Annotated in this window: 1 pseudogene; it reads right to left on the bottom strand. The window is 49.8% G+C overall.

Annotated features, from left to right (window positions below):
• Window positions 1–373: 373 nt before the first annotated feature.
• Window positions 374–595, bottom strand: a pseudogene (locus tag IDZ20_RS16315) (recombinase family protein); the annotation flags it as partial.
• Window positions 596–635: the final 40 nt, after the last annotated feature.

Below are 635 nucleotides of genomic sequence, written 5' to 3'. Positions count from 1 at the left end.
CGTATAAACCACCTTTTTGCCCTTCTAGTGAAGGATCGTACCCGAAATTCCCTCACTCGTTTATCGTCCAAGTCCCAATTTTCGCTGACCGACCAGCCCAATTCGCTCTAATAAGGTTCGTCTTAGCGGTGAAATCTCTGGCTAATGGTTCTCTGGTTGTAAGTTGCTCCACCGGCCGCGGAAAGCTGGCAGTGTAGGGCTTTGAGGTCTTCAGTCAAATAGACGACTCTGAGAAAGGTCAAAGAGGCTGGGGGTTAGCGGTGGCGCTCGTTCTGGTGGCAACTCGTGCTGCTTGGCGGCATCCGCCTTGGCTGCTTTCTGCTTCAGGTGCTTGAGAATCTGCTTGAGCAGCCATCTCCCGTTCGAACTCAGCAAATGAGGTAATGATGTTCGTCCACACGCGACCAATATGATGAGACATATCAATCTGCTGAGTCACAGAAACCACTGGCACATCATGCGCGTTTAGCTCTACCATGATTTGTTGAAAATCAGCCAGCCTTCTTGTTAGGCGATCAAGCCGATGCACAACCACCACATCAATGAGACCAAGCTTGATATCATTAAGCAGCGATCGAAAACCAGCACGTCGCATATGGCTACCGGAATAACCTCTGTCTTCGTAGATAGTATCG

The organism is Teredinibacter waterburyi (assembly GCF_001922985.1).
GTDB classification, from domain to species: Bacteria; Pseudomonadota; Gammaproteobacteria; order Pseudomonadales; family Cellvibrionaceae; genus Teredinibacter; species Teredinibacter waterburyi.
The sequence above is the reverse complement of the archived record's forward strand: the minus strand, read 5'-3'. Positions and strand labels throughout refer to the sequence as shown.